The 24,682-nt window shown below is 72.0% G+C and carries 22 protein-coding genes, 1 tRNA gene and 1 pseudogene; 5 read left to right on the forward strand and 19 right to left on the reverse strand.

What is annotated here, in order from left to right:
• Positions 1 to 21 precede the first annotated feature (21 nt).
• The 4 genes from NFX44_RS31020 to NFX44_RS31035 form a co-directional block, all read right to left on the reverse strand.
• Positions 22 to 1,833, reverse strand: coding sequence for a glycoside hydrolase family 13 protein (locus NFX44_RS31020; RefSeq protein ID WP_262287146.1), 1,812 nt, complete (start codon positions 1,831 to 1,833; stop codon positions 22 to 24).
• Positions 1,834 to 1,974: 141 nt separating this feature from the next.
• On the reverse strand, positions 1,975 to 2,871 hold the full coding sequence (locus tag NFX44_RS31025) for a sugar ABC transporter permease (protein ID WP_262287147.1): 897 nt from the start codon (positions 2,869 to 2,871) through the stop codon (positions 1,975 to 1,977).
• Complete coding sequence (locus tag NFX44_RS31030; protein ID WP_262287148.1) at positions 2,868 to 4,508, reverse strand: ABC transporter permease subunit; 1,641 nt, start codon at positions 4,506 to 4,508, stop codon at positions 2,868 to 2,870. Before NFX44_RS31030 ends, NFX44_RS31025 begins: the two co-directional genes overlap by 4 nt.
• Positions 4,508 to 5,758, reverse strand: a complete 1,251-nt coding sequence (locus tag NFX44_RS31035; RefSeq protein ID WP_262287149.1) for a maltose ABC transporter substrate-binding protein — start codon at positions 5,756 to 5,758, stop codon at positions 4,508 to 4,510. The genes NFX44_RS31030 and NFX44_RS31035 overlap by 1 nt, the downstream gene beginning before the upstream one ends.
• A gap of 198 nt (positions 5,759 to 5,956) precedes the next feature.
• Here NFX44_RS31035 and NFX44_RS31040 point away from each other — a divergent pair, with 198 nt between their 5' ends.
• From NFX44_RS31040 to NFX44_RS31050, 3 genes are all read left to right on the forward strand, one after another.
• Complete coding sequence (locus tag NFX44_RS31040) at positions 5,957 to 7,033, forward strand: LacI family DNA-binding transcriptional regulator (protein ID WP_262287150.1); 1,077 nt, start codon at positions 5,957 to 5,959, stop codon at positions 7,031 to 7,033.
• Positions 7,034 to 7,141: 108 nt separating this feature from the next.
• Positions 7,142 to 8,776, forward strand: coding sequence for a glycoside hydrolase family 13 protein (locus NFX44_RS31045; protein WP_262287151.1), 1,635 nt, complete (start codon positions 7,142 to 7,144; stop codon positions 8,774 to 8,776).
• 162 nt (positions 8,777 to 8,938) lie between these two features.
• Positions 8,939 to 9,301, forward strand: a complete 363-nt coding sequence (locus tag NFX44_RS31050) for a VOC family protein (RefSeq protein WP_262287152.1) — start codon at positions 8,939 to 8,941, stop codon at positions 9,299 to 9,301.
• A 4-nt stretch (positions 9,302 to 9,305) separates the two neighbouring features.
• Here the strand turns inward: NFX44_RS31050 and NFX44_RS31055 are convergent, their stop codons facing one another.
• The 6 genes from NFX44_RS31055 to NFX44_RS31080 all read right to left on the reverse strand — a co-directional run bounded on the left by NFX44_RS31055 (position 9,306) and on the right by NFX44_RS31080 (position 13,865).
• Entirely contained in the window at positions 9,306 to 9,743 is a 438-nt protein-coding gene (locus NFX44_RS31055) for a hypothetical protein (RefSeq protein WP_262287153.1), read from the reverse strand.
• Between the two features lie 74 nt (positions 9,744 to 9,817).
• Entirely contained in the window at positions 9,818 to 10,192 is a 375-nt protein-coding gene (locus NFX44_RS31060; RefSeq protein ID WP_262287154.1) for a GntR family transcriptional regulator, read from the reverse strand.
• Positions 10,189 to 11,124, reverse strand: coding sequence for a YihY/virulence factor BrkB family protein (locus tag NFX44_RS31065; RefSeq protein WP_262287155.1), 936 nt, complete (start codon positions 11,122 to 11,124; stop codon positions 10,189 to 10,191). Before NFX44_RS31065 ends, NFX44_RS31060 begins: the two co-directional genes overlap by 4 nt.
• A gap of 57 nt (positions 11,125 to 11,181) precedes the next feature.
• On the reverse strand, positions 11,182 to 11,739 hold the full coding sequence (locus NFX44_RS31070; RefSeq protein ID WP_262287156.1) for a 2'-5' RNA ligase family protein: 558 nt from the start codon (positions 11,737 to 11,739) through the stop codon (positions 11,182 to 11,184).
• Positions 11,740 to 11,780: 41 nt separating this feature from the next.
• Complete coding sequence (trpS, locus tag NFX44_RS31075) at positions 11,781 to 12,806, reverse strand: tryptophan--tRNA ligase (RefSeq protein ID WP_262287157.1); 1,026 nt, start codon at positions 12,804 to 12,806, stop codon at positions 11,781 to 11,783.
• Between the two features lie 33 nt (positions 12,807 to 12,839).
• On the reverse strand, positions 12,840 to 13,865 hold the full coding sequence (locus NFX44_RS31080) for a hemolysin family protein (RefSeq protein ID WP_262287158.1): 1,026 nt from the start codon (positions 13,863 to 13,865) through the stop codon (positions 12,840 to 12,842).
• Positions 13,866 to 14,094: 229 nt separating this feature from the next.
• Here NFX44_RS31080 and galE point away from each other — a divergent pair, with 229 nt between their 5' ends.
• Together galE and galK are read left to right on the forward strand one after the other, a co-directional pair.
• Entirely contained in the window at positions 14,095 to 15,024 is a 930-nt protein-coding gene (gene galE, locus NFX44_RS31085; protein WP_262287204.1) for a UDP-glucose 4-epimerase GalE, read from the forward strand.
• Positions 15,021 to 16,187: a galactokinase gene (gene galK, locus NFX44_RS31090; RefSeq protein ID WP_262287159.1), complete on the forward strand. Its 1,167-nt coding sequence runs from the start codon at positions 15,021 to 15,023 to the stop codon at positions 16,185 to 16,187. Before galE ends, galK begins: the two co-directional genes overlap by 4 nt.
• Positions 16,188 to 16,242: 55 nt before the next feature.
• Here galK and cysN read toward each other — a convergent pair whose 3' ends face one another.
• The 9 genes and pseudogenes from cysN to NFX44_RS31135 all read right to left on the reverse strand — a co-directional run bounded on the left by cysN (position 16,243) and on the right by NFX44_RS31135 (position 24,632).
• Positions 16,243 to 17,544: a sulfate adenylyltransferase subunit CysN gene (cysN, locus tag NFX44_RS31095; RefSeq protein ID WP_262287160.1), complete on the reverse strand. Its 1,302-nt coding sequence runs from the start codon at positions 17,542 to 17,544 to the stop codon at positions 16,243 to 16,245.
• Positions 17,544 to 18,455, reverse strand: coding sequence for a sulfate adenylyltransferase subunit CysD (gene cysD, locus NFX44_RS31100; RefSeq protein ID WP_262287161.1), 912 nt, complete (start codon positions 18,453 to 18,455; stop codon positions 17,544 to 17,546). The genes cysN and cysD overlap by 1 nt, the downstream gene beginning before the upstream one ends.
• A gap of 80 nt (positions 18,456 to 18,535) precedes the next feature.
• On the reverse strand, positions 18,536 to 19,369 hold the full coding sequence (locus NFX44_RS31105; protein WP_262287162.1) for an inositol monophosphatase family protein: 834 nt from the start codon (positions 19,367 to 19,369) through the stop codon (positions 18,536 to 18,538).
• A gap of 92 nt (positions 19,370 to 19,461) precedes the next feature.
• Positions 19,462 to 20,052: an aminoacyl-tRNA hydrolase gene (pth, locus tag NFX44_RS31110; RefSeq protein ID WP_262287163.1), complete on the reverse strand. Its 591-nt coding sequence runs from the start codon at positions 20,050 to 20,052 to the stop codon at positions 19,462 to 19,464.
• Positions 20,053 to 20,149: 97 nt separating this feature from the next.
• Complete coding sequence (locus NFX44_RS31115) at positions 20,150 to 20,842, reverse strand: 50S ribosomal protein L25/general stress protein Ctc (protein WP_262287164.1); 693 nt, start codon at positions 20,840 to 20,842, stop codon at positions 20,150 to 20,152.
• Positions 20,843 to 21,140: 298 nt separating this feature from the next.
• Positions 21,141 to 22,121 carry a ribose-phosphate diphosphokinase gene (locus tag NFX44_RS31120; RefSeq protein ID WP_262287165.1) on the reverse strand — a complete coding sequence of 327 codons (981 nt, stop codon included), beginning with the start codon at positions 22,119 to 22,121 and terminating at the stop codon, positions 21,141 to 21,143.
• Positions 22,122 to 22,173: 52 nt separating this feature from the next.
• A pseudogene (gene glmU, locus NFX44_RS31125) lies at positions 22,174 to 23,700 on the reverse strand (bifunctional UDP-N-acetylglucosamine diphosphorylase/glucosamine-1-phosphate N-acetyltransferase GlmU).
• A gap of 73 nt (positions 23,701 to 23,773) precedes the next feature.
• A tRNA-Gln gene (locus tag NFX44_RS31130) sits at positions 23,774 to 23,844 on the reverse strand.
• Positions 23,845 to 23,891: 47 nt separating this feature from the next.
• Positions 23,892 to 24,632, reverse strand: coding sequence for a helix-turn-helix domain-containing protein (locus NFX44_RS31135; protein ID WP_262287166.1), 741 nt, complete (start codon positions 24,630 to 24,632; stop codon positions 23,892 to 23,894).
• Between the last annotated feature and the right edge of the window lie 50 nt (positions 24,633 to 24,682).

The raw sequence follows: 24,682 nt of genomic DNA on the forward strand, positions 1-24,682 counted from the left end.
AGAGGGGGCCTTCCTTCGGCTTCAGGCGAGGCGCCACACCTGGAAGGTGGGGCCGTCCGCCGGGAGGATGACGGCGCCGTCCGCGTCGGGGCGCAGTGCCGGGGCGCCGCCGTACACGTTCTCGCCGGCCGGCAGGCCGGTCAGCCGGACCGGGGCGCCGGCCGCGCGGCGGGCCAGCACCAGCACCGCGCCGGCCGGCGCCTCGCGGAGGAAGACCAGCGTGTCCGCGTCGGCGTGCACCCAGCGCAGGCCGCCGTGCCGCAGGGCCGGCTCGCCACGGCGCAGCGCCAGCAGCGACCGGTACGTGTCGAAGGTGCGCCCGTCCCAGCTCTCCGGCCGGTGCCACGGCATCGGGGTACGCGAGCCCTCCCCGTTGGCGCCGGTCAGGCCCAGTTCGTCGCCCGCGAAGACGATCGGCGTGCCGGGCATGGTGGCGAGCAGGCCGGCGGCCACCTCCTGCCGGGCCGCGTCACCGACCACCGTCCGGATCCGCGCGGAGTCGTGCGAGCCGAGCAGCTGCCACGAGTGCGTGTACGACCGCCACGAGATCAGCGACCGGTAGGTGTTGATGGTGGCCAGCACCGCGCCCCCGTCCCGCCGCCGCACCCCGCCCGGGGTGCCGAGGAAGTTCGGCAGCGTGCCGTCGCCCCGGCGCAGCCAGGACCACACCGGGTCGGTGAAGCCGACGTAGTTCATGGTGCCGTGCCAGCCGTCGCGGTCCAGGTCACCGGTGTGGTCGTGGCCGTGCTCGGCGAGCAGCAGCGCGTCGGCCCGGGTGTCGGCGACCACCTCCCGCAGCAGCCGCGCCACCTCGTGCGTGTACGCGTCGGCACCCCGCCGGCCGGTCATGTTCGCCACGTCCACCCGCCAGCCGTCCAGCGCGTACGGCGGGCGCAGCCAGCGGCGCAGCAGCGAGTCCTCGGCGGTCGCGAAGCGGCGGCGCAGCTCGGCGCTGCCCCAGTTGAGCTTCGGCAGCGACGTGACCCCGTTCCACGACTCGAAATCCCCGCCGGGCAGGTCGAAGTAGTACAGCTCCCGCTCGGGCGCGTGCACGTCGGAGACGGCGGCCGTGAACCAGTGGTGGGCGTCGCCGGTGTGGTTGCTCGTGATGTCGCCGAGCAGCCGCCAGCCCCGGGCGTGCACCGCGTCGGCCAGCCGGGCCAGGGCGGCGTCCCCGCCGAGCAGCGGGTCGACGGTGTCGAAGCTCGCCGCGTCGTACCGGTGGTTGGAGCGGGCCGGGAAGATCGGCGTGAGGTAGACGGTGTTCACACCGAGCCGGTCCAGGTGATCCAGCCGCTCGGTGACCCCGTCGAGGTCGCCGCCGTAGAACTGGCGGGGGGTCTCCGGGCCCCGCCCGATCACCGGCGTGTCCCAGTCGCACGGGATCGCCCAGTCCGGCGCCGTGCGGCCCGCCGCGGCGGCCGAGCGGGCGAACCGGTCCGGGAAGATCTGGTAGATCACCGCGTCCCGGGCCCAGGCCGGCGGCGACGCGTAGCTGACCAGCTTGAAGTCGCCGTTGTCCGGCACGTCGTGGCCGACGAGGCCGGCCGCGTTCAGCCAGCGGGCGCCCGCCGCGCCGTCGAGCAGGAAGCGGTAGTTGCTGACCGGGTTGCGGACCTCGACCTCGGCCCGCCACCACACGTCACCGCCCTCGGTGCGGTCGACCACCGCCTCGGCGAAGCGCGGCTCGCCGTCACCGGTGGTCCGGACGTGCACCTGGCGGACGTCGGCGCCGGTCGGCACCCGGACGAAGACGGGGACGGTCTGCCCGAGGGCGGGTTCCTGCTCGGGGACGTAGGTGGCGGATCCGTCGTGGTGGGGCTGGAGGGACACGGGCGTGCCTTTCGCGTCGTCGAGGACAGGGAGTGGGGCGGGCACCCGCCGCGGCCGGTCACCCGACCGCGGCGGTCCGCCCGGAAACCGCTCCGGTGTACGTCGACACGACGCCCTTGCCGCAGCGTGAGCCGAGGAGGCTCAGCCCTTGACGGCTCCGGCGGTGAGGCCGGAGACGATGTAGCGCTGGAGCAGTTGGAACACCAGCACCGTCGGGATGGCGGTGAGCAGGGTGCCCGCCGCGAACATCCCGAAGTTGTTGTTGCGCTCGCCCGCCACCATGCCGAACATCCCGACCGCCAGGGTCTTCGAGTTCGGCTCGGTGAGGAACACGTTGGCGATGATGAACTCGTTGATCGAGCCGATGAAGGCGAGCAGCCCGGTCACCGCCAGGATCGGCGCCACCAGCGGCATCATGATCCGGAAGAAGACCTGGGCGTGCGAGGCGCCGTCCATGGTCGCCGACTCGTCCAGCTCCTTCGGCAGGGTGTCGAAGAAGCCCTTCATCAGCCAGGTGTTCGCGCCGAGCGCGGTGCCCATGTAGAGCAGGAACAGCCCCCACGGGGTGTTGAAGCCGATCACCGGCCACAGGTCGGTGACCGTCGTGAAGATCAGGAAGATCGCCACGATGGCCAGGAACTGCGGGAACATCTGGATCAGCAGCAGCGCGAGCAGCCCGACCCGGCGACCGGCGAACCGCATCCGGGAGAACGCGTACGCCGCCAGCGCCGACAGGAAGATCGACGCGAAGCTGGCCACGCCGGCGAGCAGCAGCGAGTTGAGGAACCAGTGGGCGAACGGCGTCTTCTGGAACAGGTTGGTGAAGTTCTCCAGGGACGCCCCGGTCGGCAGCAACTCCGTCGACGAGAGCGTGCCGAGCGGGTTGAGCGCCGCGGAGATCACGAACAGGATCGGGAAGAGGCTGAACGCCACGGCCAGCGCCCCGACCACGTGCCGCCAGCCCACCTGGGCGAACCAGCGGCTCTTCGACCTTCCCCCGGCCCGGTTGGCGACGGCGGCGTCCGACAAGGTGGTCACGAGTAGACCTCCTCCTGCTTGCGGGTCCGCGAGAAGCTGATCGCCGCCACGATCGCCACGATCGCGAAGATGAAGATCGAAACCGTGGTGGCCAGTCCGTACTCGGCGCCCTGCGCGCCGAAGGCCAGCCGGTAGGTGTAGGTGATGAGCAGGTCGGTGGCGCCGTTGGTCGGGTTGTCCGGCGCGAACGGGCCGCCCTCGGTGGTGAACAGGATCGCGTTGACGTTGTTGAAGTTGTAGGCGAACGACGCGATCAGCAGCGGGGAGAGCGCGACCAGCAGCAGCGGCAGGGTGACCGCCCGGAAGGACTGCCACGGGCTGGCACCGTCGACCGAGGTGGCCTCGGTGAGCTCCCGCGGGATCGCCTGCAGCGCTCCGGTGGCCACCAGGAACATGTACGGGTAGCCCAGCCAGAGCTGCACGAGCAGCACCGCGATCCGGGCCGACCAGGTGCCGCCGAACCAGTCGATGTCCAGCCCGAACAGGTCGTTGACCAGGCCGAAGTCGGTGTTGAACATGTCCCGCCAGACCAGCAGCATGGCGAACGACGGCATGGCGTACGGCAGGATCAGCAGCACCCGGTAGAAGTTGGTGCCGCGCATCCGGGGCGAGTGCAGGGCGAGCGCGATGGCCATGCCGAGCAGGAAGGTGAGCCCGGTAGAGCCGATCGCGAAGGCGAAGTTCCACAGCAGGGTGCCGAAGAACGGGCCGGAGATGTCCGGGTCGGTGAGCACGCGGGTGAAGTTCTTCAGCCCGACGTTGACCTTCCAGCCCTGGGCGAGCCGCTCGCCGTCGGCGGCGACGAAGGAGCCGTTCGCCGGGTCGGCGGTCCAGGTCCTGCCCGTCTCGCTGTCCCTGACGCAGTCGCAGCCCGCGTCGTACGCCCGCACGGCCTTGCCCTCGTAGGCGCGGGACAGTCCGTTGGAGCGGACCGCGCCGCCGGCGGTCGGCACCACCAGGTCGGTGATGTCCTTGCTGCGCCCGCTGGCCTGACCGAAGTTGAGCACGGTGTAGCCGGCGGCCTCGGTGATCTTGCCGGTCGGGCTGACCGTGACGTCCGCGGCGTCGAGCTTGCGTAGCCCGCCCGCGTCACCGGCGAAGACCTCCCTGGTCTTCGGGTCGCTGAGCAGGAACACCAGCGCGCCGGTGGCCGGGTCGCCCTTCGTGGCGATGGAGAGGGAGTACTCGGTGGAGCCGGGGACCTGCTGCACCGAGGAGGTCTGGATGGCGACGATCGCGTCGTCCTTGCTGCCGCGGTGGCCGTCGCCGAAGTTCGTGAACGCGGTGCTCGCGGTGTAGAGCACCGGGAAGACCTGGAAGGCGATCAGGAAGATCGTGCCGGGGACCAGGTACTTGGCCGGGATGTGCCGCCGGCTCAGGTAGAGGTAGAACAGGCCCGCCGTGGTGGCGGCGAGGATCGCCAGTCCGACCCAGTGCTCGGCCTCGACGAGCGGGAACGCCGCCCAGATCGCGATCCCGGCCACCAGGCCGAGCAGGACCACCTTGACGACGAGGCCGGTCGCGGTGATCGGCGCGTGGTTCCGCGCGGTACGGGGCGTGCGCGGGAGCCCGCGGCGAACGGGCTCCCGGCCCGGGGCCTGCTCAGCAGACCCCGGGCCGGACAGCGACGTGCTCATTACTTGATCTGACCCGCGATGGTCTTGCCCGCGGCGGTGATCGTCCTGGCCGGGTCGGCGCCGCCGATGATGGCGGCCTCCGCCTTGCCGAACGGGTCCCAGATCGCGGCCATGGCCGGGATCGCCGGGAGCACCTGGCCATTCTTGCCGGCCTCGGAGAACTTGGCCAGGTCCGCGTCCTCGCCCTTCACCTGGTCGAAGGCGGCGGTCAGCGCCGGCGGGCGCGGCTCGGCCTTGTACAGCGCGACGGCCAGCTCGGGCTTGGTCACGTAGTTGGTGACGAACTCCTGCGCCAGGGCCTTGTTCTTGCCCTTGGCAGCGACGTAGAAGGCCTGCACGCCCACGAACGGCTGGGCCTCCTTGCCACCGGCGAAGCCGGGGACCGGGGAGATGTCGTACTTGATGTTGGCCTTCTTCGCGTCCGCGATGGCCCACGGGCCGGAGACCAGGAAGGCGCACTTCTTGCCGGTGAAGGTGGCGATGGAGTTCTCGCCGGTGATGGAGCGCTTCAGCGCGCCGTCGCCCTTCTCACCGAGCTTCGCGATCTTCTGGAAGGCCGCGATCGACTCCGGCTTGCCCACGCCCAGGTCCTTCGGGTCGTAGTCGCCGTTGGCCGCGGTGCCGAACAGGTAGCCGCCGCCCGAGGTGTACAGCGGGTAGATGTGGTAGGCGTCGCCGTTCTGGCCGGACTGGAGGCAGAGGATCTCGCTGGCCTTCTTCTCGGCCTTGAGCTTCTTGCCGGCGGCGACCAGGTCCTCGATCGTCTTCGGCGCCTCGGGGGCCAGCTCGGTGTTGCGGATCAGCGCGATGTTCTCCGTGGCGTAGGGGACGCCGTAGAGCTGGCCGTTGAAGGTGACCGCCTTGATCGCGGTCTCGTTGAACGCGCTCTTCTGCTCGGCGGCGAGCTGCACCGGGTCGATGGCGCCGTTCTGGACCATGTTGCCGATCCAGTCGTGCGCGCCGACCACGACGTCCGGGCCGCTGCCCTGCTGCGAGGCGGTGACGAAGTTGGTCTGCAGGTCCTTGGAGACGGCCTGGACCTCGACGGTCACGCCGTTCTCCTTGCCGAACTCCTCGGCGAACGGCTTCAGGGCCGCGGTCCGCTTGTCGTCGGCCCAGATGACCAGCTTGCCGCCGGTGGCCTTGGCGGACTCCTTGGCGGCCGGCTTGTCGCTGTCACCGCCGCCGCAGCCGGACGCGGCGAGCGCCAGGCCGAGGACAGCGACCACACCCGCGGTACGGATGCGCATCGGTACTCCTGTCGTCATGGCGGCGCGCCGGGGGAAGGGCGGCTCGCCAGTGGAAACCTCGGAAAGTTCTTGCTGACCGGCGCGGGGATGTTGCGCCGCTGGTCTCGCATGTTGCGGGGACGTTAGCAAGACGTTGCAGATAATGGAAGGGTTTGCAGGAGCGTACGCAAGAACTTGCCCGTGAGCTAAAGTGCCGCCATGCGCGCTCGACTGTCCGACATCGCCCAACAGGCCGAAGTCAGCGAGGCCACGGTGTCGCGGGTGCTCAACGACCGCCCCGGAGTGGCCCCCGAGACCCGGCAGGCCGTCCTCACCGCCCTCGACGTGCTCGGCTACGAGCGCCCCGCCCGGCTGCGCAAGCGCAGCGCCGGGCTGGTCGGCCTCGTCGTGCCCGAGCTGGACAACCCGATCTTCCCGGCCTTCGCCCAGGTCATCGAGTCGACGCTGGCGCAGAGCGGCTTCACCCCGGTGCTCTGCACGCAGACCCCCGGTGGGGTCACCGAGGACGAGTACGTCGAGATGCTGCTCGACCGGCAGGTCTCCGGGATCGTCTTCGTGTCCGGCCTGCACGCCGACACCGCCGCCAACCACGACCGGTACCGCGCCCTGATCGCCCGCCCGCTGCCGATCGTCATGATCAACGGGTACGCGCCCGGCATCTCGGCGCCCTTCGTCTCGTGCGACGACGGCGAGGCCACCGAGCTGGCCGTCGCGCACCTGGTGGCGTTCGGCCACCGGCGGATCGGCCTGATCACCGGCCCGGACCGCTTCGTGCCGGTGCAGCGCCGGGTGGCCGGCTTCCGCGCTGCGATGAACCGGCTCGTCGGCACCACCGAGGCGGAGGTCGGCGAGCTGGCCGAGCTCTCCCTGTTCGGCGTCGAGGGCGGCGAGGCCGCCGCGAGCCGGCTCATCGAGCGTGGCGTCACCGGCCTGGTCTGCGGCTCGGACCTGATGGCGCTGGGCGCGATCCGGGCCGCCCGGCAGCGCGGCCTCAGCGTTCCCGACGACGTCTCGGTGGTCGGCTACGACGACTCTCCGCTGATGGCCTTCACCGACCCGCCGCTGACCACCATGCGGCAGCCGGTCGCGGCCATGGCGGTGGCCGCCGTCCGCGCCCTGGTCGACGAGATCAACGGGCACGCCGCCCCGAACTCCGAGTACCTGTTCCGCCCCGAGCTGGTGGTGCGCGGCTCGACCGCGGTGGCCCGCCCGGCCGGTGGCGCGAAGCGCCAGCGCCCCTCCTCGGTCGACCCCACCCTGGCGGTCCCCGCCTGACCCTTGCCGTCAGTTCTTGCGCAAGGAATGCTTGACTCTTGCAGCGACTGAGCGGCATTCTGCTCAGACGCCCTGCCGTCCCGCGCCAGAGAACGGGGATCCACACCGATGACCTCCGCCCCCCACCCCACGCCGCTGACCGCCGACGACGACTGGTGGCGGTCCGCGGTCGTCTACCAGGTGTACGTCCGCAGCTTCGCGGACGCGAACGGTGACGGCGTCGGGGATCTCCAGGGCATCCGGCAGCGCCTGCCGTACCTGCGCGAACTCGGGGTGGACGCGCTCTGGCTGACCCCCTTCTACACCTCGCCCCAGGTCGACGCCGGCTACGACGTGGCCGACTACCGGGACGTGGACCCGCTCTTCGGCAACCTGACCGACTTCGACGCGATGATCACCGACGCGCATGCCCTGGGCCTGCGGATCATCGTGGACCTGGTGCCCAACCACACCTCCAGCGCGCACCCCTGGTTCACCGTGGCCCTCGCCGCCGGCCCCGGTTCCCCCGAGCGCGAGCGCTACCTCTTCGCCGAGGGCCGGGGCGAGCGGGGCGAGCTGCCGCCGAACGACTGGGAGAGCATCTTCGGCGGCCCCGCGTGGACCCGGGTGCCCGACGGCCAGTGGTACCTGCACCTGTTCGACCCGGCCCAGCCCGACCTGAACTGGCGCCACCCCGAGGTGCGCGCCGAGTTCGAGGACATCCTGCGGTTCTGGCTCGACCGGGGCGTGGACGGCTTCCGGATCGACGTGGCGCACGGGATGATCAAGGCCGAGGGGCTGCCGGACGTCGGCTTCAACTCGATGACCACCGGCCGGCGCCAGTCCGAGCTGCTGGGCAAGGGCCGCCTGCCCTACTTCGACCAGGACGAGGTGCACGACATCTACCGCGCCTGGCGGCCGATCCTGGACAGCTACCCGGGCGGGCGGATGGCGGTCGCCGAGGCGTGGGCGGAGACCCCGCAGCGGCTGGCCCGCTACATCGGCCCGGACGAGCTGCACCAGGCGTTCAGCTTCGACTTCCTCGACGCCACCTGGTCGGCCGACTCGTTCCGCAAGGTGATCGACACGGCGCTCGCCGAGTCGACGATCGTGGGCGCCCCGACCACCTGGGTGCTCTCCAACCACGACCGGCAGCGGCACGTCACCCGCTACGGCGACGGCGAGGTCGGCCTGCGCCGTGCCCGGGCCGCCGCCCTGCTGATGTTCTCCCTGCCCGGCTGCGCCTACGTCTACCAGGGCGAGGAGCTGGGCCTGCCCGAGGTGCTGGACCTCCCCGACGAGCTGCGGCAGGACCCCGCGTTCCTGCGCACCGGGGAGAGCCGGGACGGCTGCCGGGTGCCGATCCCGTGGAGCGGCGAGCTGGCCCCGTACGGCTTCGGCCCGGAGGGCAGCGCGCTGAGCTGGCTGCCGGCCCCGGCGACCTGGCGGGCCCTCTCGGTGGCCACCCAGGCCGGGGTGACCGGCTCGACGCTGGAGCTCTACCGGGCCGCGCTGCGGATCCGGCACGAGCACCCGGCCCTGGCCGGCACGGGCGGCATCACCTGGCTGGAGACCGAGCCCGGGGTGCTCGCGTTCCGCCGCTCCGCCGGGAACGCCGAGCTGACCTGCGTGGTCAACCTCAGTGGCGCGGAGGTGACGGTCGCCGGTCACGGCCGGCCGGTCGTCGCCAGCGCCGACCTCACCGAGCGGGGCGACGGGCACGTTCTGCCGGTGGACGCGGCTGCGTGGTTCGAACGGCGCTGAGCCGGGTAACCCGTCATTGACCTGGTCGTCCGTTGTGCCCCGCGCCGACGGGCGGCTGGGCTACCGACCCCTTGTGGTGGGGGGTGAGGTGGCGCCGACCCCTCGGGGACTCGTTCCCGAGGGGCCGGTGTCCATCTGGGACCGTCGGGGTACCACGGGGCGATGACCGCACACGTGGCGCAGTACACCCTCGACATCGGCGACCTCGACCGGATGATCGACTTCTGGTCGGCCGCCCTCGGTTACACCGTCCGCCGGGGCGGCGACGGCAACGCGAGGCTCTATCCGCCGCCCGGCCGGCCCGGCCCGACCGTCTGGTTGCAGGGCAGCGGCACCCCGAAGCACGGCAAGAACCGGCTGCACCTGGACCTGGTCTCCGACGGGGACGCGGCGGCCGAGGTCGACCGGCTGATCGGGCTCGGCGCCCGGCGCGTCGACGTCGGGCAGACCGGCACGGAGGGCTTCGTGGTGCTCGCCGACCCGGAGGACAACGAGTTCTGCGTGCTCGACGGGCCGCCGAAATGAGCCCTCAGGCTCCCCGGCTGGTCAGCAGCTCGGCGATCCGGGCGAGCCCGGCCCGGACCTCGTCCCGGCTGGGCGGGGCCGTCGGCTGCGGCTCCCGCTCGGCGGCCAGCTCCAACTCCTCGTCGATCACGTCCTCGAAGTCGCCGTAGAGGTCGGCCTGGTCCACCTGGGCCGCCTCGTCCTCGGCGGCGATCTGCGCCGCGGCGATCTCGCTGCGGATCTCCTCGGGCGTGAGCGCCGGCAGCAGCGGCTCCACCACCGCCATGAGCTGCTCCTCGGCCACCACCGCCTCGGCCAGGGCGAGAGCGTGCGGCCGCTCGTACGGGCCGCAGACCACCGGCTCCCACTCGTCGTCGTCGCCGAGCGGGCCGAAGGTGATGATCCACGGCAGGCCCAGCATCGGCGAGTCGTCCGGCAGGTCCAGTGTCATGAGTGCGCCCACCGGCCCATCATGGTCGGTGGCGGCGCGGACGTGCGCCTCATTCGCGCCAACTCCCCCCTCTCCGGCGGTCGCTCTCACCCGTGCGTACCGGCGTCCAGAGCCGCACGGACCAGGGCGACGGCGCGGTCCGGCGGGACGCCCAGGCGGAGCGCCTCGGCGGCGTACGCCGTGGCGGCGCGGTGCAGGCGGTCGGTGGCGTCGTCGCGGCCGGGGGCCACCACGGTGCCGTGCCGCCCGCGCGTCTGCACCAGCCCGGCCGACTCCAGCTCCCGGTACGCCCGCGCCACGGTGTTCACGGCCAGGCCCAGGTCGGCGGCGAGCTGCCGGACCGCGGGCAGGCGGGTGCCGACCGGCAGGCGGCCGTCGCCGATCATCGCGGCGAGCTGCCCGCGCACCTGCTCGTACGGCGGCACCGCCGAGTCCTGCTCGATCCGGATCCGGGTGCTCATCCCGCCCCTCCCGGCGTGCCCGGGTCGGTGTCCTCGTCGACCTCGACGTCCACGTACCGCCCGCCGCCACCCTCGGCCAGGTCCACCACCCGCCCGTAGCGACTCGTGGCGGCCAGCGCCGCGCCGAAGAGCACCATCTGGTTGAGCAGGTAGAGGTAGAGCAGCAGCCCCACCGCCGTGGCCACGACGGTGTAGGCCGGGTTCCGCTCGGTGCGCACCACGTAGTAGCGCCCCACCGTGTTGAGCAGCGTGATGCCGACGGCGACCGTCAGCACGGCGGGACGCAGCCGGCGGCGGCTCATCCGCAGCCGGGGCACCGCCACCAGCAGCGCGGTGGCCAGCACCGCGTTGACCACCACGCTGAGCACCGCGCTGACCGTGGTCAACCCGACCGATCCGGTGCTGCGCAGCAGGAAGCGCAGCAGCGACTCCAGCGCGTCCACGGCGGCCACCGAGATGCCGAGCAGCACGAAGACCGCGACCAGCACGCCCAGGTCGACCAGGCGGCGGATCACCAGGTTGCCGGGCTGCTGGTTGAAGCCGTACATGAGCCGCTGCGAGGAGCGGATCGCCTCGACCCAGCCGATCCCGGTGAAGACCAGGATGACCAGGCCGATCACCCCGACGGTGTTGCTGCTCTCGGCGATCTGCTTGGCGTCGAGGAAGGGCAGGTTCTCGTCCAGGAAGTCGGCCGCCGCCCTGCTCACCTCACGGTTGTCCTGGAGGATCGTGCCGAAGATCCAATAGCCGACCAGGGCCAGCGCGAACACGGCGAAGAAGCCGTAGTAGGCGATCGCGGCGGCCAACCGGCCGGCGAGGAGGTTGGCGTAGAGCGTGCCGGCGCGCCACACGTGGTCGAAGGCCGACGACCGGACCCGGGCCGCGTCGACGCGGCGGCCGAGCACCGCCTCGATCCGGCCGATGACGTTCACCCCGACATCCTCGCCGATCCGCCCGCCCCCCGGAGACAGGCCGGCCGCGCGCTCAGCTCAGCCGCCGAGGCGGAAGTCGCGGCGGGGCTGCCACCGGGTGGCCCCGCTGTGCGAGAACAGGGTGAACGCCTCGACCTCGAAGAGGGCGGAGAAGTCAGCCAGGTCCTCGTACGCCTTGTCGAGCACCTCGGGCGGCACGTCCTGGGCCACGGTGACGTGCGGGTGGTACGGGAAGCGCGCCTCGCGGTGCAGCTCGGGGGCCGCGTTGATGGCCGCGGCGAGCAGCTCGCACTCGCTGATCCCCGCGGCCACCGCCACGAAGACCACCTGGGTGACCGGCCGGAACGTGCCGGTGCCCCGCAGGTGCAGGGTGAACGGCAGGTGGGTGGCCGCCACCCGGGCCAGGTGCTCCTCGACGGCCGGCAGCGCGCGCACCGGGATCTCGGTGGGCCCGAGCAGGGTGACGTGCGCCGGGACGGCCTGCGGGTCGCCGGCCTCGATCCGCCGGCGGGTGAGGATCCCGCCCCACGGCTCGGGGATGTCGACCGCGATCCCGATCTGGATGGTGTCACCGGCGTCCGGCGACCCGTCCCTTCCATCCACGCTGCGCGCCATCCCTCCGGCCACCGACTGCGACACCCGTTCCCGCCGGGCCGCTACTCGAACCGGACCGGCGGGAAGAAGCCGATCCGCTCGTACGCGGTGCGCAGCGTCTCGGCGGCGACCACGCGGGCCTTCTCCGCGCCCTGCGCGAGCAGCTTGTCGAGCTGCGCCGGGTCGTCGAGGTAGGCGCGGGTGCGCTCCTGGATCGGAGTGACGAACTCCCGCACCACCTCGGCGAGGTCCTTCTTCAGGTCGCCGTAGCCCTTGCCGTCGTACGCGGCGACGAGGTCGTCGATGCCGCGCCCGGAGAGCGCCGAGTAGATGGTCAGCAGGTTGGAGATGCCGGGCTTGCCCTCGGCGTCGAAGACGATCTCGCGGCCGGTGTCGGTGACCGCCGAGCGGATCTTCTTGGCCGAGCGGGCCGGGTCCTCCAGCAGGTCGATGATGCCGGCCGGGGAGGAGGACGACTTCGACATCTTGGCCGTCGGGTCCTGCAGGTCGGTGATCTTCGCGGTGTCCTTGACGATGTGCGGGGCGGGCACCGTGAAGGTCGGGCCGAACAGCGAGTTGAACCGCTGGGCCAGGTCGCGCGAGAGCTCCAGGTGCTGCCGCTGGTCCTCGCCGACCGGCACCGCGTGGGCCTGGTAGAGCAGGATGTCGGCCGCCTGCAGGATCGGGTAGGTGAACAGGCCGACGCTGGCCCGCTCGCTGCCCTGCTTCTGGGACTTGTCCTTGAACTGGGTCATCCGGCTCGCCTCGCCGAAGCCGGTGATGCAGCCGAGCACCCAGGCCAGCTGCGGGTGCTCGGGCACCTGCGACTGGACGAAGAGGGTGCTGCGCTCGGGGTCGAGGCCGACCGCGAAGAGCTGCGCGGCGGCGACCCGGCTGCGCTGCTTGAGCACCTTCGGGTCGTGCCCGGCGGTGATCGCGTGCAGGTCCACCACGCAGTAGAACGCGTCGTGGCTGTCCTGCAGGGCCACCCAGTGCCGTACCGCGCCCAGGTAGTTGCCGAGGTGGAACGAGTCGGCCGTCGGCTGGATGCCGGAGAAGACGCGCGGGCGGGCGGGTACGTCGGACATGCCGGCAATTCTGTCAGCAAGCCCCGGCGTCCGTCATGACGGGCCGGCGGGTCGGGTGGGCACGGGCGGGAGCGGGGCCGTGACCTCGCGCCGGGGCTCGGGCAGGCGGGCCGGGGAGACCGCCAGGCGGGACACCCGCCGCCCGTCGAGGGCCACGACCCGCAGCAGCCAGCCGCCGGCCGGGTCGTCCGGGTCGGGTCCGCCGGTGTCGTCCGGGTCGACGGCCACCGGCACCTCGTCGCCGGTGACCGGCAGCCGGCCGAGCGCGGCCATCACGAAGCCGCCGACCGTCTCGTACGGCCCGGCGGGCAGCGGCACGCCGGTGCGTTCGGCGAAGTCGGCCAGGTTGAGCCGGCCGTCGACCACGGCCGGCAGGCCGGCGTGGGCCGGCTCGGGCGGGGCGTCGTCCTCGTCGTGGATCTCCCCGACCAGCTCCTCCACCAGGTCCTCGCAGGTGACGATGCCGGCGGTGCCGCCGTACTCGTCGACCACCACGGCGAGATGGTGGCCCTCGCGGCGCATCTCGGTCAGCGCGGCCAGCACCCGTTTGCTGCCCGGGAGCCGCTTCACCTCGCGGGTCAGTTCGGCGACCGTGGCGCGCGGGTCCCGCTCGGGGCGGAGCAGCACGTCCCGCAGATGGGCGAAGCCGACCACGTCGTCGTGGGTGCCGTCGACCACCGGGTAGCGGGTGTGCGGTTCGGCGCGGACCAGCCGCTCGGCCTCGGCCACGGTGATCCCGGCGGCGAGGAAGACCACCTCGGTGCGCGGCACCATCACCTCGCGGATCAGCCGCGCGCCGGCCACCAACACCTCGTCGATGATCCGCCGCTCGTCGGGGTCGAGCACCGTGTTGGCCGCGACCAGGTCACGCAGCTCGGCCTCGCTGATCCGCTCCCGGCCGGCGGTCGGGCTGGCCCCGAGCAGGTCGGTGACCAGGCGGGTGGCGCCGTCGGCGGCGCGCACCACGAGCCGGGCCACGGTGCGGGCCACGGGTCCGGGTTCGCGTCTCGGCCGCCCCGGCGGGCGCCGCCGGGGCCCGGGACCACCTCCCTCCCGCATGACAAAGATGGTAGACAGCGGGCGCCGGACACCCGGCGCGATGTTCGGATCTGTTCAATCATGAAGGATTGTGGTGGAATAGGGGACGCCCGCACTCACCGCCGCGACACAGCCGGCGGCCGTAGGGTGATCACGGACGGCGGCCGCGGCGCGCGGCCCAGGCAGGAGGAGCGACGTGAAACTGCTCGTCACCGGCGGCGCCGGTTACATCGGCAGCGTGGTGACCCGGATGCTGCTCGACCACGGTCACCAGGTGACCGTGCTGGACGACCTGCGCACCGGCCACCGGGAGGCCCTCGCCCCCGAGGCGACCCACGTCGACCTGCCGATCCACGAGGCCGCCCGGGTGCTCACCCCCGATGCCGGCTTCGACGGCGTGCTGCACTTCGCCGCCCTGATCGCCGCGGGCGAGTCGATGGTCAAGCCGGAGCTCTACTGGCACACCAACACGGTCGGCTCGCTCGCCCTGATCGACGCGGTCCGCGCCGCCCGGGTGCCCCGGCTGGTCTTCTCCTCCACGGCCGCCGTCTACGGCAACCCCACCGAGCTGCCCATCCCGGAGACCGCCGTCAAGGCCCCCACCAACACCTACGGTGCGACCAAGCTGGCCGTCGACATGGCGCTCACCTCCGAGGCGGTCGCGCACGACCTGGCCGCCGTCTCGCTGCGCTACTTCAACGTGGCCGGGGCCTACCGGCACGACGGGCGGACCATCGGCGAGCGGCACGACCCCGAGACCCACCTCATCCCACTCGCCCTCGAGGTGGCCGCCGGCCGGCGCGACAAGTTCCAGCTCTTCGGCGACGACTACCCGACCGTGGACGGCACCTGCGTCCGCGACTACATCCACGTCGAGGACCTGGCCCGCGCGCACCTGCTGGCCCTCGACGCCGCCACCGGGGGCCGGCACCGGATCTACAATCTGGGCAACGGCAACGGCTTCAGCAACCGGCAGGTGATCGAGGTGGTCCGCGAGGTCACCGGGCACCCGGTGCCGGTGGAGGTGGCCCCGCGCCGCGAGGGCGACCCCGCCGAGCTGGTCGCCTCCTCCGCGCTGGCCCGCGCCGAGCTGGGCTGGGTGCCGGAGAAGCCCACCCTCCAGGACATGGTCGGCGACGCCTGGGAGTTCTACCGCACGCACATCCTGGGGCAAAAGTGAGCGCCGCCGGCGACGTCGCGGCCCGCGCCACCGCCGGCTTCCGGCAGCGGTACGGCGCGGAGCCGGCGGGCCGCTGGGCGGCTCCCGGCCGGGTCAACCTGATCGGCGAGCACACCGACTACAACGACGGGTTCGTGCTGCCCTTCGCGCTGCCGCTGCGTACCGTCGTGGCCGCGGCGCTCGCCGACGACGGGCGCTGGTCCGTCTGGTCGGAGCTGGACGACGAGCCCGTGGAGTTCGGGCCGGCCGGGGCCGATGAACCCGGCCGCGTCGACGGCTGGGCCGCCTACGTGGCCGGGGTGGTCTGGGCGCTGCGCGCCGCCGGCCACGACGTCCCGGGCGCCCGCCTGGCCGTCGCCTCCGACGTGCCGGTCGGCTCCGGGCTCTCCTCGTCGGCGGCCATCGAGGCGGCGGTGCTCGCCGCCCTGGTCGACCTCGGCGGGCTGGACCTCCCCGCCGACCGCTGGCCTCGCCTCGCCCAGCGGGCCGAGAACGACTACGTCGGCGCACCCACCGGCATCATGGACCAGTCCGCGGTGATCCGCGGCCGGTCCGGGCACGCCCTCTTCCTCGACTGCCGCACCGAGGAGGTCGAGCAGATCCCGTTCGACCTGGACGCCGCCGGGCTGGCCATGCTGGTGGTCGACAGCCGCGCCCCGCACCGGCACGCCGACGGCGAGTACGCCGCCCGCCGCAAGTCCTGCGAGCGGGCCGCCAAGGCGCTCGGGGTGGCCGCCCTGCGCGACGTCGCCACCGCCGACCTGGACGCCGCGCTGGCCCGCCTCGACGACCCCGAGACCCGCCGCCGGGTCCGGCACGTCGTCACCGAGGACCAGCGGGTGCTCGACACGGTCGAGCTGCTGCGCGCCGGGCGGATCCGCGACATCGGCCCGCTGCTGACCGCCTCGCACGCCTCGATGCGGGACGACTTCGAGATCACCGTGCCGGAGATCGACACCGCGGTCGAGGCGGCCCTGGCCGCCGGGGCGTACGGGGCGCGGATGACCGGCGGCGGCTTCGGCGGCTGCGTGCTCGCCCTGGTCGACGCGGACGCCGCCGACGCGGTGGCGGCCGCCGTGGCCGCCGCGTACGCCGACCGCGGCTTCACCGCGCCCCACACCCTCCCCGTCCTCCCGGCCGGCGGCGCGACCCGCCTCGACTGACGACGGAGAAGGGCCCCCGGTCGACCGGGGGCCCTTCCTCGCGTGTGGGCAGCGGTCAGCCGGCCTCGACGATCATGCCGGCGCCGACCGTGCGGTTGGTGGCCTCGTCGATGACGACGAAACCGCCCGTGGTGCGGTTGCGCCGGTACTCGTCGGCCAGCAGCGGGACCGTCGTCCGCAGCCGCACCCGGCCGATCTCGTTCAGCTTCAGCTCACCGGCCGTCTCGTCGCGGTGCAGCGAGTTGATGTCCAGCCGGTAGTGCAGCCCACGGACGATGGCCCGCGCCGAGCGGGTGGTGTGCTTGATGGCGTACCGGGCCCCGACCTGGAGCGGGCGCGTCTCGTCCATCCAGCAGATCATCGCCTCGATGTCCTGCGCGACGGCCGGCGCGTTGTTCGGCCGGCAGATCATGTCGCCGCGCGAGATGTCGATCTCGTCGGCCAGGCGGACGGTCACCGACATCGGCGGGAACGCCTCATCCACCGGACCGTCGGCGGTCTCCACGGCGGCGATCCGGCTGGTGAAGCCCGACGGCAGCACCATCACCTCGTCGCCAGCCTTGAGCACGCCCGAGGCCACCTGGCCCGCGTAGCCCCGGTAGTCGGTGACCGTGGTGGACTGCGGCCGGATCACGTACTGCACCGGGAAGCGGACGTCGACCAGGTTGCGGTCGGACGCGATGTGCACCCGCTCCAGGTGGTGCAGCAGCGACGGGCCCTCGTACCAGGGCATGTTCTCCGAGCGGGTGACGATGTTGTCGCCCTGCAGCGCGGAGATGGGCACCACGGTCAGGTCCGGCACGTCGAGCTTCGCGGCGAACGCGGTGAACTCGTCGGCGATCTGCTCGAACACCTCCTGCGACCAGTCGACCAGGTCCATCTTGTTCACGCAGAGGACCAGGTGCGGCACCCGCAGCAGCGAGCAGAGGAACGCGTGCCGGCGGGACTGCTCCACCAGGCCCTTGCGCGCGTCCACCAGGATCAGCGCCAGGTCGGCCGTGGAGGCGCCGGTGACCATGTTCCGGGTGTACTGGATGTGCCCCGGGGTGTCGGCGATGATGAACTTCCGCCGCGGCGTGGCGAAGTAGCGGTACGCCACGTCGATGGTGATGCCCTGCTCCCGCTCGGCGCGCAGGCCGTCGGTGAGCAGCGCCAGATTGGTGTACTCGTCGCCCCGGGCCGCGCTGACCGCCTCGACCGCGGCGAGCTGGTCGGTGAAGAGCGACTTCGTGTCGTACAGCAGCCGGCCGATCAGGGTCGACTTGCCGTCGTCGACGCTGCCCGCGGTGGCGAACCGCAGCAGGTCCATGGGGCGCGCCGATTCGCTCTCGGCCGGCGCCAGCGTCTCCACGCTCATCAGAAGTAGCCCTCCCGCTTGCGGTCCTCCATGGCGGCCTCGCTGACCCGGTCGTCGCCGCGGGTCGCACCGCGCTCGGTGATCCGGGTGGCGGCCACCTCCTCGATCACCTTCTCCACCGTGTCGGCGTCCGAGCGGACCGCCGCGGTGCAGGAGGCGTCGCCCACGGTCCGGTACCGCACCTGGGCCTTGAACGGCTGCTCGCCGGCGCGGGCGCGGAAGAACTCGTTGACCGCGTAGTACATGCCGTCGCGCTCGATCACCTCGCGCTCGTGGGCGTAGTAGATCGACGGCAGCGGGATCTGCTCCCGGGCGATGTAGTGCCAGACGTCCAGCTCGGTCCAGTTGGAGAGCGGGAACACCCGGATCGACTCGCCCGGGTGGTGCCGGCCGTTGTAGAGCGCCCACAGCTCGGGGCGCTGGTTCTTCGGGTCCCACTGGCCGAACTCGTCGCGGAAGCTGAACACCCGCTCCTTGGCCCGGGCCTTCTCCTCGTCCCGGCGCGCGCCGCCGAACAGCGCGTCGAAGCGGTGCTTCTCCACCGCGTCGAGCAGCACCGGCGTCTGGATCCGGTTGCGCATGCCGTCGGCCGACTCGCGCACCAGCCCCTTGGTGAGAGCCTCCGGCACGCTGGCCACGATGAGCTGGAGACCCAGCTCGGCGACGCGCTGGTCCCGGTATTCGAGAACCTCGGGGAAGTTGTGGCCGGTGTCGACGTGCATCACCGGGAAGGGAATGTTGGCCGGGGCGAACGCCTTCTGGGCCAACCGGAGCATCACGATCGAGTCCTTGCCGCCGGAGAAGAGCAGCACGGGGCGCTCCATCTCGGCGACGACCTCACGCATCACGAAGATGCTCTCCGCCTCGAGAGCGTCCAGGTGGGACACCTGGTACGCGGCGGTGGCCGTCATGACACGAACTCGATTCGCTCGGATCCGCACATCGGGATTCCAGACCTTTCCGGTCGGACTCGTGAAGAAGAACGCTCAGGCTACCCGGAATGCCTCTGCAGCGCTGCAAGCAACCGGCTGGCGAGATCCTTGCGGCAGACCAGCAGGTCGGGCAGGCGTGGGTCGGCCTCGTTGTATTTCAGCGCAGATCCGTCGATCCGGGAAGCGTGCAGTCCGGTGGCCGTCGCCACAGCGACCGGAGCAGCCGAGTCCCACTCGTACTGACCGCCCGCGTGGATGTACGCGTCGACCTCGCCGGTGACCACAGCGGCGATCTTCGCGCCCGCCGAGCCCATCGGAACCAGATGCGCGCCGATGTCCTCTGCCAGATCGGTCAGGAAAACCGGCGGACGGCTACGGCTGGCCGCCAACCGGATGGTCCTGCCGCCGCCCGCCGTGGCGGCCTCCAGCGTCATCGGCGGGTACGCCGGCGGGTAGTCCGTGCCCAGCACCCGGTGCTGCGCCGGCAACCCCACCGCGCCCGCGACCAGCCCGTGCGGCGTCGGCGCGCTGCGCGACCAGAGCGCCACGTGCACCGCCCAGTCCGAGCGGCCCTCCTCGGCGAACTCCCGGGTCCCGTCCAGCGGGTCGATGATCCACACCCGGTCCGCGTTCAGCCGGGACACCGCGTCGCTGCTCACCTCGGCCGTCCAGGCCAGCCGGGAACCCTCGTCCTCCTCCGACAGCACCGCGTCCGCCGGCCGCCACTTCGCCAGCTCGGTGCGGATCAGATCGTGCGAGACCTTGTCCCCGGCCGACTTCAACGCCCCCGCGTCGGCGAAGCCCAGCTCCGTGCGCAGGCCCATCAGCGCCTGCCCGGCCCGGGCCGCCAACCACCTGGCGAACGCGCCGTCGATCATCGGAGGACTGCCCATGGTGTTCCCGCTCCCGTCGCCCGCCGTCGCACGTCAGAAGGCGCAGACTACCGGCACCGGACCGACCCGCCCGGGATGCCCCGCCCGGCGCCTCACGCCCCGTGGTACAGGTTCTGCGTCGGCTCCACGCCCTTGGTCACCACCGACTCCACCACGTCCGCCGCCCGGTCCACCAGGAACTCCAGCTCCTTGCGCTCAGCCGCGGAGAAGTCCGACAGCACGTAGTCCGCCGGGTCCTGCCGGCCCGGCGGCCGACCGATACCGAACCGCACCCGCACGTAGTCCTTCGTGCCGAGCGACTTCGACATCGAGCGCAGACCGTTGTGGCCGCCCTCGCCGCCGCCGCACTTCACCCGCAGCTGGCCGTAGGGGATGTCCAGCTCGTCGTGCACCGCGATCACCCGCCCCGGCGGAATCTTGTGGAACTGCGCCAGCCCGACCACCGGACCGCCGGAGAGGTTCATGTACGTCAGCGGCTTCACCAGCACCAGCTTCGGGCCGCCGAAACCCAGCCGACCCTCGGCCACCTCGGCCACCGCACGCTTGTGCCGGCCGAACTTCCCGCCCACCCGGGCGGCCAGCAGCTCCGCCACCATGAAGCCGACGTTGTGCCGGTTCCCCGCGTACTCCCGACCGGGGTTGCCCAGGCCGACCACCAGCCACGGCCCCGCCTCGTCCGTCACGCCACGTTCCTTCCGCTCAGCCCGCCGAACCGTCTCCGATACGCCGACAGGCGCCCCCGGGAACCGGGGACGCCTGTCGCACAGCCTGCGAAACCGATCAGGCCTCGGTCTTCGGCTCCTCGGCAGCCGGCTCGCCCTCGGCCGGAGCGCCCTCCGGAGCCTCGGCGGTCTCCTCGCCGACCTCGGCCTCGGCCTCCTCCTCGGCGACCTCGACCTCGGGGAGCGTGGCCTCGAGCTGCTCGGCGGTCGGGGCGGCGGTCACCGAGGCGACCTGCAGCTCCCCGTCCGCGACCAGCTCGACACCGGCCGGCAGCGTCACGTCGGCGGCGGTGATCTGGGTGCCGGCCTCGGCGCCCTCGATCGACGCCTCCAGGTGGTCCGGCACCTTCGTGGCGTCGGCGGTCACCGTGAGCGTGTCGTGGTCGTGCACGATCAGGGTGTCCTTCGCGGCCTCACCCGTCAGCTGGATCGGGACCTCGACGGTGACCTTCTCGCCGCGGCGGACCAGCAGCAGGTCCACGTGCTCGAAGGTGTCCTTGATCGGGTCACGCTGGATCGCCTTCGGCAGCGCCAGCACCTGGGTGCCGTCGCTGACCTCGATCGCGAAGAGCTGGTTCGCACCGCCCTTGCGGATCGCGGCGGCGAAATCACGCGCCGGAAGCGCGATGTGCTTGGGCTTCTCGCCGTGGCCGTACAGCACGGCGGGCACCTTGCCGGCCCGGCGGGTACGACGGGCACCACCCTTGCCGAACTCGGTACGGGGCTCGGCGCTGATCTTTACCTCGGACACGGGGAAACTCCTGATGCTTCGCTGCGGCGGCTTGTCGTCTGGCGGTGCTGGGCGAGGGGCTCGCTGGGGCTCAACGTCGTGAACGACCGCCCGGAGCACCGCGTCGATGACGGCGCCTCCGTGCGGTGCTTTTCAGCGGCCCGCCGGGCACCCTCGCCATGGCAACCGCACCAGTCTACCCGAGCGATTTCCGAGCTTTCCGGCAGTCCCCATATCACCGCCGGCGACACCGTGCCCGCCACTTTCCCGACCGGCGACGACCCCCACGCGGAGGGCCGCCGCCGGCGGGGCGCGGAACTCAGCTCAGGCCACCGAACAGGGTGGTCACCGAGCCGTCGTCGAAGACCTCCCGGATCGCCCGGGCCAACAGCGGGGCGATCGACAGCACGGTCAGCTTGTCGAGCTGCTTCTCCGGCGGCAGCGGCAGCGTGTTGGTCACCACGACCTCGCTGATCGGGCTGTTCTTCAGCCGCTCGGTCGCCGGGTCGGACAGCAGCGCGTGGGTGGAGGCCACCACGATCTCCGCCGCGCCCGACTCCTTCAGGATGTCGGCGGCCTTGCTGATCGTGCCACCGGTGTCGATCATGTCGTCGACGATCAGGCAGACCCGGCCCTCGACCTCGCCGACCACCCGGTTCGCCACCACCTGGTTCGGCTTCAGCGGATCCCGCGTCTTGTGGATGAACGCCAGCGGGCAGCCACCCAGCCGGTCCGTCCAGCGCTCGGCCACCCGCACCCGACCCGAGTCCGGCGCCACCACGGTCATCGGCCGGCCCGCGTACTTGTGCTCCACGTACTCGGCCAGCACATCCATGGCGAACAGGTGGTCCACCGGACCGTCGAAGAAGCCCTGGATCTGGGCGGTGTGCAGGTCGACCGTCAGGATCCGGTTCGCGCCCGCGGTCTTCAGCAGGTCGGCCACCAGCCGCGCCGAGATCGGCTCCCGGCCGCGGTGCTTCTTGTCCTGCCGCGAGTAGGGGTAGAACGGCAGGACCACGGTGATCCGCTTGGCCGAACCGCGCTTCAGCGCGTCGACCATGATCAGGGTCTCCATCACCCAGGTGTTGACCCCGTGCGTCACGGACTGCACCACGAAGGCGTCCGAACCGCGTACCGAGTCCTTGAAGCGTACGAAGATCTCACCGTTGGCGAAATCGTACGAGTCGGAAGGAGTCGGCGCGACGCCGAGCACCTCACCGATCTCCTTGGCGAGCTCCGGAAAACCCCGTCCGGAGAAGAGCATCAGGCTCTTGCGGTTTTCGGCGACGATGCTGCCCATGGGCCCGTCTGCTCCCGTATGTCGGTGGTTCCCGGCGGCGGTGAGCCGGGGACTATTCGGTTGCAGTATCCCCCGCGTTCACCGGTCCTCCCACGGTCTCCGGTCCCCCGTGGATTCAGTCACCTTCGCTTGCGGCACCGGCCGGGTCCGACGCACCCTCGCGGGCCCGCTGCGCCGCCTCCGCGGCCGCCGTGCCGGACCGCTTGCGCAGCACCCAGCCCTCGACGTTGCGCTGCTGACCCCGGGCCACCGCCATGGCGCCCGCCGGCACATCCGAGATGATCACCGAGCCGGCCGCCGTGTACGCGCCGTCACCCACCCGCACCGGCGCCACGAACATGTTGTCCGCCCCGGTGCGCGCGTGACTGCCGATCGTGGTGTGGTGCTTCTTCACCCCGTCGTAGTTGACGAACACCGTCGCCGCGCCGATGTTGCTGTGCTCGCCGATCGTCGCGTCACCCACGTACGACAGGTGCGGCACCTTCGACCCCTCGCCGATGGCGGCCTTCTTCGTCTCCACGAACGTGCCGACCTTCGCCTTCCGGCCCAGCCGCGACTCCGGCCGCAGGTACGCGTACGGCCCGACACTGGCCTCCGGGCCCACCTCGGCGCCCACCGCGTGGCTGCGCACCACGCTCGCGCCCGCGCCCACCGTGGTGTCCACCAGCGTGGTGTCCGGACCGACCAGCGCACCCGCGCCGACCACCGTCGCGCCCTGCAACTGCGTGTTCTGGTCGATCACCGCGTCCCGCTCGACGGTCACCGTCACGTCGATCCAGGTGGTGTGCGGGTCCAGGATGCTCACCCCGGTCCGCATCCAGCCCTCGTTCACCCGGTCCCGCAGCAGCCGCCGCAGCGCCGCCAGCTCGACCCGGTCGTTGCAGCCCAGCGTCTCCACGTGATCGGCCGCGCAGTGCACCGCCACCGGCTCCCCCGCGTCCCGGAGCAGGCCGAACACGTCGGTCAGGTACTCCTCGCCCTGCTCGTTGTCCGTCGAGAGCTTGCCCAGCGCGTCCCGCAGCCGCGCCACGTCGAACGCGTAGATGCCCGCGTTGATCTCCCGCAGCGCACGCTGCTCCGGGGTGGCGTCACGCTCCTCGACGATCTGCGCCAGCCGCCCCTGCGCGTCCCGCACGATCCGGCCCAGGCCGGTCGGGTCGGGCACCTCGGCGGCCAGCACGGTCGCCGCCGCGCCGGCGCTCTCGTGCGCCTCGACCAGGGCCGCAACGGTCTCCGGCCGCAGCAGCGGCACATCCCCGTTGATCACCACGACCGTGCCGGCGGCCTCCGGGACCGCGTCCAGCGCGATCCGGACCGCGTGCCCGGTGCCGAGCTGCCGCTCCTGCAGCACGGGGGTGGCCGCCGGGGCGATCTCGGCCAGGTGCGCGCGCACCTGGTCGGCGCCGTGGCCGACCACGACCACCTGGCGGTCCGCGCCGAGCGGCGCGGCCGCGGCCAGCACGTGGCCGAGGAGGGTACGACCGAGCAGCGGGTGCAGCACCTTGGGCAGGGCCGACTTCATCCGCTTGCCCTCACCGGCGGCGAGCACGACAACGGTGCGGAGGTGGGGCTGGGACACGACGTGGCTCCAGTCGGGACGGCGACAGTCTCGCGGCCATGCTAACCACGCGACCGGATGCAAACAGCGGAAGCTCCCGGGAGAGGATTCGAACCCCTATAATCAGGACCAAAACCTGACGTCCTGCCATTAGACGACCCGGGAAGGTCGAAAACGGGCAAAAGGGAGCCCGCTCGGCGGCTGCCTACACCTTACCGGTCGTGAGGTGGATCCTCATCGGTCATTCCCTTCATGATCCCCTCGACCCTCCAGTAGACCCGACTCGCACCCACCACGTGCACGGTGAGGCAGCCGCGGTAGTCGGTGCCGACGTTCTTGCGGATGGTGAGCGGCCGATGCCGTTTCAGGGAGGTGCGCTGGAACCGCTCGGGTGGGACTCCGATCTGATCCGCCCACCAGCGGACCGCCGCCACCGCGTCGGCGGTCTCGTGGATGCTCACGCGGTAACGCCGGTCCGCCGGCGGGACGCCGAGCGCGTCGAGGAAGCGCAGGAAGAGCGCCACCAGCATCGGGTCGCTGTTCACGAACTTGATGTGGCAGTCGTGCGGACGCCACGGCTTGGCCTTGCCACCCTCACACCAGTAGATCGCCGCGCCGATCAGCACCAGCTCGCGGTAACTCAGTCGACGAACCCACCGTGCGGCCGCCGCGACGGTCTCGGTCCGCGCGGCGTCACGTGCGGCCCGGTGCGCGCCCCACTGGGCATCCGCGCGTGCGCGCTGACCGGCCTGGCGTCTCCGTGACACCAGCTCCGGGTCGAGCGGCAGGTGCCGCGTCCAGAGGTAGGCGGTGGACTTCGACACCCGGAGCCGCTCCGCGATCTCGCCCACCGGGCAGCCCTCCTGACGCAGGAGGAGGGCCTGCGCGTGCAGCGCGGGCTTGCGGCCACGGTAGGGAGGGGAGCCGGTGACGGCACGGTCGTGGTCGGTCACTCCGGCAGGTTAGGACACGCGTGCGACAGGTATGGCCATCGACGGAGCGA

The organism is Micromonospora sp. MA102 (genome assembly GCF_025460765.1).
GTDB classification, from domain to species: Bacteria; Actinomycetota; Actinomycetes; order Mycobacteriales; family Micromonosporaceae; genus Micromonospora; species Micromonospora halotolerans.

Coding starts and splice junctions, on each gene's coding strand:
- trpS (WP_262287157.1), bottom strand. CDS start 12,806: ATGTCCGACGTACCCGCCCGCCCGCGCGTCTTCTCCGGCATCCAGCCG.
- NFX44_RS31045 (WP_262287151.1), top strand. CDS start 7,142: ATGACCTCCGCCCCCCACCCCACGCCGCTGACCGCCGACGACGACTGG.
- NFX44_RS31050 (WP_262287152.1), top strand. CDS start 8,939: ATGACCGCACACGTGGCGCAGTACACCCTCGACATCGGCGACCTCGAC.
- galE (WP_262287204.1), top strand. CDS start 14,095: ATGCTGCTCGACCACGGTCACCAGGTGACCGTGCTGGACGACCTGCGC.
- NFX44_RS31035 (WP_262287149.1), bottom strand. CDS start 5,758: ATGCGCATCCGTACCGCGGGTGTGGTCGCTGTCCTCGGCCTGGCGCTC.
- NFX44_RS31080 (WP_262287158.1), bottom strand. CDS start 13,865: ATGCGGGAGGGAGGTGGTCCCGGGCCCCGGCGGCGCCCGCCGGGGCGG.
- NFX44_RS31040 (WP_262287150.1), top strand. CDS start 5,957: ATGCGCGCTCGACTGTCCGACATCGCCCAACAGGCCGAAGTCAGCGAG.
- NFX44_RS31060 (WP_262287154.1), bottom strand. CDS start 10,192: ATGAGCACCCGGATCCGGATCGAGCAGGACTCGGCGGTGCCGCCGTAC.
- NFX44_RS31070 (WP_262287156.1), bottom strand. CDS start 11,739: ATGGCGCGCAGCGTGGATGGAAGGGACGGGTCGCCGGACGCCGGTGAC.
- cysN (WP_262287160.1), bottom strand. CDS start 17,544: ATGAGCGTGGAGACGCTGGCGCCGGCCGAGAGCGAATCGGCGCGCCCC.
- NFX44_RS31030 (WP_262287148.1), bottom strand. CDS start 4,508: ATGAGCACGTCGCTGTCCGGCCCGGGGTCTGCTGAGCAGGCCCCGGGC.
- cysD (WP_262287161.1), bottom strand. CDS start 18,455: ATGACGGCCACCGCCGCGTACCAGGTGTCCCACCTGGACGCTCTCGAG.
- NFX44_RS31120 (WP_262287165.1), bottom strand. CDS start 22,121: ATGGGCAGCATCGTCGCCGAAAACCGCAAGAGCCTGATGCTCTTCTCC.
- NFX44_RS31105 (WP_262287162.1), bottom strand. CDS start 19,369: ATGGGCAGTCCTCCGATGATCGACGGCGCGTTCGCCAGGTGGTTGGCG.